Raw genomic sequence first — 12,840 nt, forward strand, 5'->3', positions numbered from 1 at the left:
CATGAAGAATCTAAATAAAAACACCATCTACATTGCATTAGGAACCCTTGTTTTGGGGCTTCTTTTGGGCTGGTTTTTCTTTGGCGGAACACCGGAGAACAAGGCCAGTGAACACCAGCACGAACAATCCGAAAACACCATCTGGACTTGCTCCATGCACCCGCAGATTCGGCAACCAGAACCGGGCCAATGCCCGATTTGCGGGATGGACTTGATTCCGTTGAACAATGAATCTTCGGACGAAGAAAACCCGATGGAGATAAAAATGTCACCAACAGCGATGCAACTGGCCAATGTGCAGACTTCGGTTATCACCAAACAAAAACCGTTAAAGGAGGTACGCATGAACGGTAAGGTAAAAGCCGATGAGCGAAAAATTTCCTCTCAATCTTCTCACATACCCGGACGAATTGAGAAGCTCATGGTCAGTTTTACCGGAGAGCAGGTTTCCAAAGGACAGGTATTAGCCTATGTCTATTCACCGGAACTGGTTACCGCCCAGGAAGAACTCTTTGAGGCATATAAAATCAAAGACGACCAGCCACAGCTCTATCAGGCTGCCAGAGGAAAGCTCCTGAACTGGAAACTCACCGAGAAACAGATTGACAACATACTGGAGGCCGGTGAACCACAGGAACAGTTTCCGGTACTGGCCGATGTATCGGGTGTGGTATTGACCAAAAAGGTGAACCTGGGTGATTACATCAAAAAAGGACAAACCCTGTTTGAAGTGGCCGACCTTTCTAAAATATGGGTGTTGTTTGATGTGTATGAAAGCGATATGCCCTGGATAAAAAAGGGCAACGATGTGGTTTTTACCATTCACTCTCTGCCCGGAGAAACCTTTAAGGGCAACATCACTTTTGTGGATCCGGTCATCAATCCCAAAACACGGGTAGCTACCGCAAGGGTGGAAATGACCAATCCGGGCATGAAACTCAAGCCGGATATGTTTGCGGTTGGCATTGTAAAAAGCCCGATACAGCAAATGAAGGAAGAACTGATCGTGCCTAAGTCGGCTGTGATGTGGACGGGAGAACGGTCAGTAGTGTACATCAAACAAAGCAACGCATCCGGTATCAGCTTTATGATGCAGGAAATTGTCCTTGGCCCGGCTCTGGGGGATAGCTACATTGTAAAAGAAGGGCTGGAAGCAGGCGTTGAAATTGCTACACATGGCACGTTCAGCATTGATGCAGCAGCTCAACTGGCAGGTAAGCCAAGCATGATGAACCCGGAAGGTGGCCCGGTTTCTATGGGGCATAATCATGGTGGTAGTTCCACCAATACTTCGGCTGACCACTCCGGCCATTCCAAAACGGTGGCGATAAGCAAAAAAGCCAAACAAACCTTAATTCCACTGTTCGATGAATACCTCTTACTGAAAGATGCACTGGTAGCGGATGATTTGGAAAAGGGCAAAGCTATTGCCGGTACTTTTCTGGATAAGTTGGGCAAGGTCAATATGAGTGTATTTAAAGGAGAAGCTCATAATGTCTGGATGGAACACAATAGCCAGGCAGAAAAAGCCCTAAAAGTTATCACCAGTGCAGAAAACATTGGTCAGGCACGGAAAGGGTTCAAGGACTTATCCGACCAGTTTGTAATGATGGCGAAGTCTTTCGGGCCATTTGACCAGGCTCTTTACATCCAGCATTGCCCAATGGCCAATAGCAACAACGGAGCTGACTGGATCAGTAACAACAAGGAAATAAGAAACCCCTATTTCGGTCAGGATATGCTGACCTGTGGGGAGGTAAAACAAAAAATTCAATAATTATTCACTTTAAAATTCAAATATCAATGGAAAACAAACACAATCACAACAGCAGTTATCTGAAATTTTTTGCAATGATCGCCACATCGATGGTAGCAATGTTTTTTTTAATGTATACACACTCGTACCAGATTATCGATCATTTCTGGTTCAGTGAAACCCGCTTCTTCATGACACTTATTATGGCAGGTTCAATGATTATCATCATGCTACTTTTTATGCTCAATATGTACAGAAAGCACAATGTCAATATCGCTATCACTATTCTGGGCATCTTATTAATCGGGGGTGGAATAGGTCTGGTGAGAAGTCAAATAACTGTAACTGGGGTAGATTATATGGAGGGCATGATCCCTCACCATTCAATTGCCATTCTAACCAGTGAGCGTGCTCAAATAGAAGATGTAAGGGTTAGGAAACTCGCTGATGAAATTATTAAAGCACAACGTAGGGAAATCATGGAAATGCAGTGGCTAATCAACGATATCAAAGAAAATGGTGTTGTTCGAACGGATGAAGAAAAAAAGTATCGATCTGTGCCAAAGTTCAATGGCTTCCTTGAAAAAGAAACTCGAAATCTAAATAAATAAGCTCTAAACATGCGACTTACAGAAACACTAATCAATCAAAATTCTAAAATGTAATAAAAAAATGAAGACAATGAAATCAACCTTAGCTATGGCACTTGCAATCGGATTTGCAACAGCCTTTACGTCATGTGGTAATGCACAGGACAATGCAAACACAGAAACAACGGTACAAACCAGCATAAGCAAAGCACAAGCTACTAAAATACTGAACAGTTACCTGGAAATAAAAGATGCTTTAGTAAAAACAGATGGTGAAGCTGCGAGCAAAGCAGCCGGGAAATTGGTAGAAGCATTGGGTGATAACCAGGACAAACTGGCCCAAAAAATTCGCTTTGATGCAGAACACATTTCCGAAACCAAAGATGCAGGACATCAACGGGATCATTTCAATACACTTTCTGACAACATCTATGCACTGGTAAAAGCTACCGGAGCAAATGACAATAAACTGTACAGGCAGTATTGCCCGATGGCAATGGACAATAAGGGAGCTTATTGGTTAAGTGCAGAAAAGCAAGTCAACAATCCCTATTTCGGAGACAAAATGCTGCACTGTGGTAGTGTAAAAGAAGAACTTTAATCTGGACAAATGAAGGCATGTTGTAGAACAGGAGATTCCCCAAAATCAGGTAAATACAGGAAATATTTCAATTGGTTTATCTACGTGATTTTGGCAGGAATTGTTGCCTTCGCTTTTGTTCAATAAAAACAACAGGATGATGAAAAACTCAAACAAATTACCCATTTACTTCTGAAGTACCTGAATCCCTTACGTTCTGAGGCTAATTATTAGCTAAAAATCAATAGCTATGAAGAAGTATACAGATATAGTATCGTTCATGCGAGACTTCCAAATGGAAGACGACTGTCGTCCTTGTGGCTACGAACATTCTATAAAAGGAAGAACATGGTATCATAAGAGGTGTCAACGATGTCATTATGATGAATCTTTCACCGCACACACCCTATTTCACAAGGTCAAATTTAGCTTGGTCGAAGCTTTTGTCATTACCTATCAGTAGTCTATGATGAAGAAAGCCATGGCAACCACAGAGATTGCTAGACAGTTCAGTTTTAAGCAACAAACCGCATGGTTTTTCAAGCGAAAAGTACAACAAGCAATGAAATCAACGGGGCCTCAACGGTTGCTTGATAATGTAGAAGTAGATGAGACCGTCATTGGTGGCGCAGAGAAAGGAGCTCCTTGAAGGAGTCATGGAAAGAAGAAGAAAGTTCAAGTGGCTATTGAGGTTGAGTACCCTGAAGACTCAGGTCAACGCCCAAAGATTAAAAACGCAAACGCGATCATCATAGAGAGTTATAGCTCAGAGCAACTAAAGAAAGGCATCGATAAAATGGTTGATGTACACGCAGTGAATGCAACAGATGGCTGGAAAGCATATGAAACGGCTGTCGGAGAACGCTGGCACCAATACTTACCTACTGCTTCGGGAAAGAACTTCGAATTACTTCATTGGCACATCTTCAATTTGAAGAACTGGATTCGGGGCATACATCACCATGTGTCTTTGAAACATCTGGATTACTATCTCAGAGTCTCCATACAAATTCAATAGACGAAATCGAACCCACTGGTCTCCATGTCATCTTCTAAAAACGATGACCAAAAGTCCTTGGCTCCCCTACAGAAAAGCTATTGAGAGGTAAAAGGGTAATATGTCTATTGAAAAATAAAAAACCAAAGGAATATGGAACATCAACACAAAAAACATTCAGAGCACCAAAATCACAGTCACCATAACCACCATACTCACCAGGGGCATGAACATCAAGGATATGGACAGCATGGCGGGAACCCACCGCACGGCCATGCCCATCACGACCATCACAAAATGATGATTGAAGACTTTAAAAAACGGTTTTGGGTCTCCCTGGTCATCTCCATTCCTGTTTTGGTCCTTTCCCCTATGATACAGGATTTTATGGGCTTTGAATTGGTATTCAACGGCAACTTGTATGTCCTTTTTGCCCTTTCATCTCTTGCTTTCTTTTATGGAGGCTGGCCATTCCTGAAAGGGTTGAAGGATGAAGTAAAAAAGGGTGCTTTAGGCATGATGACCCTCATTGCCGTTGCCATTACCGTAGCATATGCGTACAGCACTGCCGTAGTATTTGGGTTGGAAGGGAAAATGTTCTTCTGGGAGCTGGTAACACTTATTGACATTATGCTGGTTGGTCATTGGATAGAAATGAAGTCCGTCTTGGGAGCTTCCAAAGCACTGGAGCTGCTGGTCAGTATGATGCCATCGGAGGCTTATCGAATTAGCGGTGATGGCTCGGTTGAAAAAGTAAAGTTGGATGAATTACAAAAAGGCGACCACATACAAGTAAAACCTGGAGCACAGATACCTGCGGACGGCCTCATTTTTAAAGGAGAAAGCCACCTTAACGAAAGTATGCTCACAGGTGAATCCAAACCGGTAAAAAAGAGAGAAGGCGACACAGTAATTGGCGGAGCCATCAACGGTAACGGCACATTACGTATAGAAGTGAAGGGAGCGGGAAAGGACAGCTATCTGAATAAAGTGATTACAATGGTACGGGAAGCGCAGAAAACAAAAAGTAAAACCCAAAATCTGGCAGATCGGGCAGCCAAATGGCTTACCTACATTGCGCTCACAGTTGGTTTCGGAACGTTGGTGGTTTGGATAGCGTTAGGCTTTGACTTTGTATATGCCCTGGAGCGAATGGTAACCGTCATGATTATTTCCTGCCCCCATGCGTTAGGACTGGCCGTGCCACTGGTGGTAGCTATTTCCACAACCATTTCCGCACAAAACGGTCTGCTCATACGCAATCGGACGGCATTTGAGAACAGTCGTAGAATCAGTATTATCGTTTTCGATAAAACCGGAACGCTTACCCAAGGTTCTCATGAAGTGATACGAATAGTGCCTCTACAAGACGGAATAAATGAGCGAGAACTATTACGATTAGCTACTGCTGTAGAGCAATATTCTGAGCACCATATTGCCAAAGGACTCCTAAGAAAGGCCAAATCAGAGGGTATTTCCATTCCCCATGCAGAAGACTTCAAATATGAACCCGGAATTGGTGTTAGCGCGATTGTAGAAGGGCAAAAAATAGAAGCCGGAGGCAATGGTATATTGAAAAAGATCAACCGCAGTGACACGGAATACACGGATTCAAGCGCCGAAACAAAAGTGTTCTTTTTATCAAACGGTGAGATAATCGGATTTGTCTCCTTCGCTGACCAAATCAGGAAAGCTTCTTTCGGAGCCATAAAGACACTGCATAAAAACAACATAAAAACCCTTTTACTAACTGGTGATAGTGAAGATGTTGCCCAAGACGTGGCCAACAGATTAGCTATGAATAAGTTCATGGCCAATGTATTACCTCATGAAAAACAAGAAAAATTAAGAGAACTACAAGCGCAGGGTGAATTCGTAGCAATGGCGGGGGATGGTGTAAATGATGCCCCTGCTTTGGCACAAGCGGATGTAGGGATTGCTGTAGGTTCAGGTGCAGATATTGCAGCTGAAACAGCTGATATTATTCTTGTTAATAGCGACCCACAAGATATAGTTAACCTCATTCTATTTGGAAAAGTTACTTACAGGAAGATGATTCAAAATCTCATATGGGCCTTAGGATATAATGTATTGACTATTCCTTTGGCAGCAGGCGTGCTATATTCCTACGGCTTCGTTCTCGAGCCTGCTATTGGCGCTATCTTTATGATTTTGAGTACGATTATAGTAGCCCTAAATGCCCAAATCCTAAAGAATAAAATTAAAAAATCTCAAATCAACATTTGATTTCTCAATCTGACAGAGTTGACCATTAGAATCATTTGATAAGTTCCTCAAGAAGCGATAACAATTAACCAACTAAATGCCGTGGCATCCAGATCTCTCCCTAATTATTTGAAAATGCCCAAATTGAATAACCAAACCCAATCACCATTGACCTCACCACCCATTTTGAAGAAATAGAATCAACATGTCTGAAATTAAAAAGGACGACAATTTGTCGTCCTCTTTTTTTTTTACGTAAAACGCTATTGGATAATCAATCTTTTGTTGATCAAAAATTCCGATCCACCGACCTCAAGAACATAAACTCCTCTAGGTAATTGATGCGTTAGAATCGTAAATCGATCTGAACCATTGAGTTTCTCGGTATGTACAATTTCACCAGATGCTGAGTAAAGATTTATATATCCATGCTCGAATTGCTTGTCTATACGAACACTAAAAAACTCTGATGCGGGGTTAGGAAAAACTTCTACTATAGTCTCTGAAGCCTCTGTCGTATTCAGGATGACTGAATCTGGAATAAGCCGACCTACTTCGTTGGTTATAGAATTCACGTACCATAAGAAACCGTCAGGTCCAATTACAATTCCTTGTATGCCAGGAGCGCCTGTGCTTACTCTTCCAATTTCGTTAGCAGGGAGTTCACTGATATCAAAAAATATGACGTCTCCATTGGCATGGTCGCTGACTACCATGTAGCCATCCAGAATTTCAATTCCACTAGGTTCTATGAGACCTTCTTGAACAACAACATCCCACTCGACTCCAGTAACGTTTGCATATTCTGCTAAAGATTCATGTGGTCCCCAAGACGGAACTCCTGATAAATTTCCCGAAGCAGAATTAAGTCGCAAAACTCTACCTTGCCCTCCATCAACGATGTACAAATCTTCTTTATCCTCGTCGAACTCAATATGGCAGGAGATTCCCTGTTCAATCCAGCTTACCTCGACCTCTGGAAATCTCCAGATGATTCCATCAGCATGATCGGAATTTCCTGGACCGTGATCTTCAGCAAAATCATAGCGAGCAATATCTCCATTAAAGTGGTCAAAAACCCAATAAATATTATCCCTTTCCCAAGCTATACCCATTGAATACGGACTTTCATGAAGCATGTCCAAATGACTACCATTTCCTCCTGACGGCTGGGCATATATGTCAGGATCACTTGACCATAAAGCAGGTCCGGTGAATGGTTCTCCCCCGTCATGATTGGCATCAAAAACCGCTGTAGAGGTGGCAAAATTAGTATTCAACCCAAAAGCGATCGCACTCGGTAGTGACATAAAATGCCAAGCATTACCATCTTGCTGCCATAGAGAATTCTGATTTTGAGAACCCGGATCTGTAATTTTTACAGTTGAACCACCTGTATTTTCAGTACCTTGATTAATTATCCAGAGGTCACCACCCGGGTGAAAATCCAAATCACGTGGATGATCAACTTGATCAGTGTTATCAGCAATCACCTCAATTTCAACACTTTCAGTATCTAAGAAATAACTCGGCAAGATGTTGGGTTGAATGTCCAATACAGTGAGATCAATATTCTGCATGTCATTCATTGGATTCTCATCTCCCGTTAATCCATTTACTTCAAGAATTTGAACGGATAGCTCATAAGAACCCGGAGACCATGCTCCCCAAAGAATCGGATGCACAAAAGTGTATTCTTCAAAAGGGGCAATACTTAAATCATTTAGACTCCCAACAATCCATTCCTCATTACCCACCCAAAATGCCAGTGTTAACGAATTTATCGACTCTAATCCACTATTCAATACATGACCTTGTACTTCGACCTCACCTTGATTAAGATAGGGACCCATTGTAAGTTCATGAATCCCTACGTCAAGATTTGGAAGCTCAACAACGTCGAATATAAACTCATCCTCTGCCCCAGTTGCCTCAAAACTGTATACCGTATATCCACCAATTTGAATATCAAATATTGCTCCTCCGTCGCCCCAATCATCGATAAAGATTACTTTGTAGCTTCCTCCAAGCTCTAAATCCCATGGACCTTCAGATATGGTCGAGTTATTGGGATAACCTCCTGCTGATTGTTGTTGGCCGCCTCCTCCTTCGCATCCTACATTTGTATTTCCGCCGACAAAAATAGGCTCCTCTCCACAATCATTTGAAGCATCAGAAAGCTCCCAATATATTTCGTAACCCCAGTTGTCGGTATGAACTTCTATGCTTACCTCCTCAGCAATAGCCACAGTGCATAATAGTAAGAGATAGAATAAAATCACAATTCTTAACATAATCCGAAATTTCCGTGAACCTATCTTTTTTCAGTCGTTGATTCAAATCGTTCGAATCTTATTATTGCAGTCCTGTTTTACATAATATCCAGTGAATTAGCACATGGTAGTTCTCTTCAACCACTTTTTAAATTAATCTTGATTGAACATTCACTTATTCAAGAATAGCGCACTCCGTTAGTAAGCAACTTTGGTTTCCAAATCGCCGTGCTCCCCAAGAAAACCTCCCATCCCCAATGCAAAAAAGGGACCTCCCATAATGAATAGGAAGTCCATTTTATAAGTCTAGCTGGCGGGAGTTTCCGAATCACTCCGTTCTCGGAATAAACTTCTCCTCCCCAATGCATAAAAAAAGGACCTCCTAAATGATTAGGAAGTCCCTTTTATTAGTGGAGCTGGCGGGAGTCGAACCCGCGTCCAAACGAGGAATATCTATGGTTTCTACATGTTTAGCTGATGATTAATTTTCGACTTGAAGCCGGACATCAGCGCCCAACCTAAAGCTTAGCCTAGTAAATTTCGCATTAGGCGTTAGGCCCGCCCTCTGCTAGTCCCATTTTTACGATGCCCGTTGTCTATAGGAAAGGAACAATACCCATAGACCGGACAACTCGTTCCGTCCTACCTAGAGGACTCGAATTAGGCAATCTGTCTTAGACTAGATTAAGCCGCGAGTGCGTAAGAAGTGTTGTCATTTCTGACTCATGCCCTTGGATTTACGAGGTAAAGCAAGAAAACCTCGACATGCTTGCTTAGCGATTCATCTCGCTGTCAAAGCCAGTTCAGCCCCAGAAATCAAAGATCGTTTGCCATGTATACATCAAATTTCATACCGATGACACTTTGGCAGAGCAGGCAAAGATAGGGAATTCCGGCATCTGGCGTCCGGCGTCCGTTGAATAGGGAGACGGATGCCGGACGCCGGACGCCGGAAACAAAAAGCCCCGCAAATGCGGGGCTGGTCACAGAGAGAGGGGTTGTTGAGAACCTTTCTAAAACTGTGTTTGCGAAATGAGTCTTAAGAGTGACATGAGGAAACGCCTTAACCGTGTGACTCATTTCTCGTAACCAATCGTTGCAGTCTTTTCTATGTCGTGGCCGGTACACAGCACTCGTCGTCTTGGCAACGGCAAAACTTCAAGTTGTAGATGTGTACTGCTACCAATCCGATAGCGGCCGAGTATTTGAACCAATGCGAGGCAGCAAACCACCCCAAGTTTTCATTCATTACAGCTACAGCAAGAGCGATCCATGTAATCCAGAGAAGCCATTTCACGGCCACTTTGGTTGTGTGCTTGCCTGAGTGCATCACGGCAAAGAAGGATATGATCAAAAACCGATGTCTATCCATCTCCACCAAGCTGGTGCCGTTTCACAACAGGCAGCCGTACAACTGTGCGCAATAAAGATGAATGGAGTTGCCATGCAGTGAATCATACACAGACCGCTTGCCGCGGCTCCCATAACATCTGATTTCAATTGAATCGACTTCACTCTTAATGCAACTGTGTTGCAAATATAGCAAGTGAATTTGTTATCGCAACCTAGTTGCGCTAAATTCGAACCATGGGAATTGTACGACGCACGAAATCTCTTGACCTCCTTTTGAGCCAATTCGCTGATAGCCATGACGCTATTTCAGCCGTATCACTGATTGAGTCGTTGAAAAAGGATGTCAATAAAACAACAGTCTATCGATTACTCGATCGTTTAGAAGACGATGGTATCCTTCATTCCTTTATGAGCTCAGATGGCATTAAGTGGTACGCCAAATGCCAAGGCTGCTCTTCTCACGGACACGCTGATGTCCACCCCCACTTCCAATGCACTGATTGCGGCAAAGTTGATTGCCTAGATCTTGAAGTGTCTATACCATCAATCCCTGGAAGGAAAATCAATTCATCTCAAATCCTGATCCAGGGGACGTGTGATAATTGTTTGAATTAGCAGACGAGAGTCTAGGGTCTAGAGGCAGGAATCGATAATCAAAAATCGATAATCTATAACTGGTCAATCTCGAGACCAGGAACAAGAACTTAAGCCTTAAGCCTTAAGCCATACGCCTTAAAAGGTTATTTCCCGCTCCCCTTAAGCACGATAAGTATCGTGTAGAACAGAATCTTAAAGTCTACGGCTAGGCTCATGTTTTCAATGTAGAGTAGATCGTACTTCAGACGTGCGATCATTTCGTCTACGTTTTCTGCGTAGCCGTATTTGACTTGGCCCCATGAGGTGATGCCAGGACGAACCTTGTGTAGGTGGCGGTAGTGTGGTGCTTTTTCGGTGATTCGGTCGATGTAGAACTGGCGTTCTGGACGTGGACCTACGAGTGCCATCTCCCCTTTCATGACATTCACGAATTGTGGGAGCTCATCCATTCTTGTTTTGCGGAGGAACCTTCCGATCGGTGTGATACGGCTATCAGCACTACTTGAGAGCTGTGGACCGTTCTTCTCCGCATCTTGATACATCGTTCGGAACTTAATGATCTTGAATGGCTTGCCATGGATTCCGATGCGTTCTTGAACGAAGAAAATCGGTCCTTTCGAAGAGGTCTTGACGAGGATGGCGAGCACCAAGTATACTGGCGTCAGTAACGCTACGGCAATCGCTGAGAATACGATATCCATCACACGCTTGATGCTGAATTGCCATGCCGGCATGATCTCTTGGTTCACTTCGATCAGTGGCGCTCCGAAGATGCTCGTCATCTTCACTGAACCGCGCATGATATCGTGAATACCTGGGATGATTTTCACCTTCACGCCTTGTCCTTCAAGCATGTTGAGGATGGCGCCAATTTCTTTGTGATCTGAAGATTCAACCGCAAGGATGACTTCCTCTACGTTCTTCAACTTGATCAATTCAGGAAGACGCTGGTACTGCCCTAAATACGGCATGTACTTGCTTAGCAGATCGTCTTTCCCATTCACTCGCACGAAACCAAGGAACTTGAACCCAGGCGACTTGCGCATGGCTTTGATCTCTTCATACATCGCTAAAGCGCGCTCGTTTCCACCCACGATAATGGTATTGAACCCAATTTCGCGACTGTGGATCCGTTTCACTGTGCGCGTGGTGAGCATGTAGCGAAGCGTGAAAGTCAAAAGGAAATGCGCCCCGAATAGTACCAACAAGGATTGGTAGTAATCACGGTACGAGGTAATCTGATCGTTCAGAAGTAAGACAAAGAACAACGGAATCACTCCCAACATGGTGATCCATAGCGTTTGACTCAGCTCCTTCAGACGGTGTCTCCGGTAGATGTGATTGTACTGTCCTACCATGGTGTAGAGCGTGACCCAGAAGATGGGAATCAGCAAGAGACCATAATAGAAGTTGTCGTTAAACTCCAACGGGATGTCATATCCGTACTTGTTGGATTCGATGACCTTCTTTCGGAAAATGTAGAGCACGGTCCATGCCGCAGAGGCGCTGAGCCAGTCTGCGATAAGATACTTTACGACCTGTTGCCCTTTGTTCATCAAAAGTGTACGATCTTGATATTATCGAAGTAGAGCTCTACCTCTTTTCCAGATTCATCTTCCACCGACTCAATGAAGACTTCGAAATCACTGAAGGTCGAATACGTAGCAGCGATGGTACTGAGATCCACATAGACCTTATTCCACTCTTCTTCACCTGCGTCGTTGGTGGTTGGATTCAATATCACGAGATACTCTCGCTCAGTAGAAGCAGGACTCACTGCTAGCAGTCCGACTGCCATCGAGTTGTTGCTTCTGAAGTTCATTTCGAGGTATGACAGACGGTTACCTGGTAGATCGAAATCTTGCTCGTTGGTCACGATACGCGTCAACGCCTCATCCGCAGTCAATGTGGCCAGTCCTGATCCATCGCCTTCGAACACCACCGCATCGTCCGTAGTACGCACGATCTCTCCTTCCACACCGATATCGACAGTGAACACTGTGTTGTTTTCGAAATCATCGACGTTGATTACCGTTACTGACTCTTTGTATCCGAATACTGGGAAGATCGTGTCTTTCTCCAGTGGACGCATATCAAGATCAAGCTGGTAAGTAGAATAGAATGGGTAAATGATGCGGTCAGTAGCAACTCCGTTGTTCTTGATGCCTGGATAAATCTCAATATCAGTGACACCGTCTACGAGGATTGGAACTTCCGCAGGTAGGTCATAGGCTCCGATCAACTGATCGTTCGCAAAGACCCATACTTCGGTGATTTTTTCTGCATCTGATCCTTCTGAAGAGTAATCAGTGACGAGGTCGAATGATGGAATAACCAGATATGCCGGCAATGGCTCTGCTGGGTTGATAATCTCACACCCCACAAAGGCCGCCAAGCAGCATGCGATACAAATAGCTCCTAAAGTTGTTTTCATCATCTATCTCCACAAAAAGGAAGCGCAAAACTAG

The 12,840-nt window shown here is 43.7% G+C and carries 12 protein-coding genes and 1 other RNA gene; 7 read left to right on the forward strand and 6 right to left on the reverse strand.

Going from position 1 to position 12,840, the window contains the following annotated elements:
* The first annotated feature begins 1 nt into the window (after position 1).
* From RA156_RS09705 to RA156_RS09730, 6 genes are all read left to right on the forward strand, one after another.
* The gene (locus RA156_RS09705; RefSeq protein WP_306639763.1) at positions 2–1,777 is read left to right on the forward strand and encodes an efflux RND transporter periplasmic adaptor subunit; all 1,776 of its coding nucleotides are present in this window, start codon (positions 2–4) and stop codon (positions 1,775–1,777) included.
* 26 nt (positions 1,778–1,803) lie between these two features.
* Positions 1,804–2,367 carry a DUF305 domain-containing protein gene (locus RA156_RS09710; RefSeq protein WP_306639764.1) on the forward strand — a complete coding sequence of 188 codons (564 nt, stop codon included), beginning with the start codon at positions 1,804–1,806 and terminating at the stop codon, positions 2,365–2,367.
* 70 nt (positions 2,368–2,437) lie between these two features.
* Positions 2,438–2,947 carry a DUF3347 domain-containing protein gene (locus RA156_RS09715; protein WP_306639765.1) on the forward strand — a complete coding sequence of 170 codons (510 nt, stop codon included), beginning with the start codon at positions 2,438–2,440 and terminating at the stop codon, positions 2,945–2,947.
* A gap of 445 nt (positions 2,948–3,392) precedes the next feature.
* On the forward strand, positions 3,393–3,575 hold the full coding sequence (locus tag RA156_RS09720; protein WP_306639766.1) for a hypothetical protein: 183 nt from the start codon (positions 3,393–3,395) through the stop codon (positions 3,573–3,575).
* A 30-nt stretch (positions 3,576–3,605) separates the two neighbouring features.
* Entirely contained in the window at positions 3,606–3,944 is a 339-nt protein-coding gene (locus RA156_RS09725; RefSeq protein WP_306639767.1) for a transposase, read from the forward strand.
* A 132-nt stretch (positions 3,945–4,076) separates the two neighbouring features.
* Positions 4,077–6,170 carry a copper-translocating P-type ATPase gene (locus RA156_RS09730; RefSeq protein WP_306639768.1) on the forward strand — a complete coding sequence of 698 codons (2,094 nt, stop codon included), beginning with the start codon at positions 4,077–4,079 and terminating at the stop codon, positions 6,168–6,170.
* A 242-nt stretch (positions 6,171–6,412) separates the two neighbouring features.
* Here the strand turns inward: RA156_RS09730 and RA156_RS09735 are convergent, their stop codons facing one another.
* The 4 genes from RA156_RS09735 to RA156_RS16655 all read right to left on the reverse strand — a co-directional run bounded on the left by RA156_RS09735 (position 6,413) and on the right by RA156_RS16655 (position 10,072).
* The gene (locus RA156_RS09735) at positions 6,413–8,443 is read right to left on the reverse strand and encodes a T9SS type A sorting domain-containing protein (protein WP_306639769.1); all 2,031 of its coding nucleotides are present in this window, start codon (positions 8,441–8,443) and stop codon (positions 6,413–6,415) included.
* Positions 8,444–8,830: 387 nt separating this feature from the next.
* Positions 8,831–9,233, reverse strand: a transfer-messenger RNA (tmRNA) gene (gene ssrA, locus RA156_RS09740).
* Positions 9,234–9,530: 297 nt separating this feature from the next.
* Positions 9,531–9,719, reverse strand: a complete 189-nt coding sequence (locus RA156_RS09745; RefSeq protein WP_306639770.1) for a hypothetical protein — start codon at positions 9,717–9,719, stop codon at positions 9,531–9,533.
* A 53-nt stretch (positions 9,720–9,772) separates the two neighbouring features.
* Entirely contained in the window at positions 9,773–10,072 is a 300-nt protein-coding gene (locus RA156_RS16655; RefSeq protein ID WP_350339784.1) for a MerC domain-containing protein, read from the reverse strand.
* Here RA156_RS16655 and RA156_RS09750 point away from each other — a divergent pair.
* Positions 10,010–10,390, forward strand: a complete 381-nt coding sequence (locus tag RA156_RS09750) for a Fur family transcriptional regulator (RefSeq protein WP_306639771.1) — start codon at positions 10,010–10,012, stop codon at positions 10,388–10,390. The genes RA156_RS16655 and RA156_RS09750 overlap by 63 nt on opposite strands.
* Positions 10,391–10,515: 125 nt before the next feature.
* Here the strand turns inward: RA156_RS09750 and RA156_RS09755 are convergent, their stop codons facing one another.
* Together RA156_RS09755 and RA156_RS09760 are read right to left on the reverse strand one after the other, a co-directional pair.
* A complete protein-coding gene (locus RA156_RS09755; RefSeq protein WP_306639772.1) occupies positions 10,516–11,928 on the reverse strand; it encodes a sugar transferase in 1,413 nt (470 codons plus the stop codon).
* Positions 11,928–12,809, reverse strand: coding sequence for a hypothetical protein (locus RA156_RS09760; protein WP_306639773.1), 882 nt, complete (start codon positions 12,807–12,809; stop codon positions 11,928–11,930). Before RA156_RS09760 ends, RA156_RS09755 begins: the two co-directional genes overlap by 1 nt.
* Positions 12,810–12,840 lie beyond the last annotated feature (31 nt).

The sequence above is a fragment of the Sanyastnella coralliicola genome, from assembly GCF_030845195.1.
GTDB classification, from domain to species: domain Bacteria; phylum Bacteroidota; class Bacteroidia; order Flavobacteriales_D; family Sanyastnellaceae; genus Sanyastnella; species Sanyastnella coralliicola.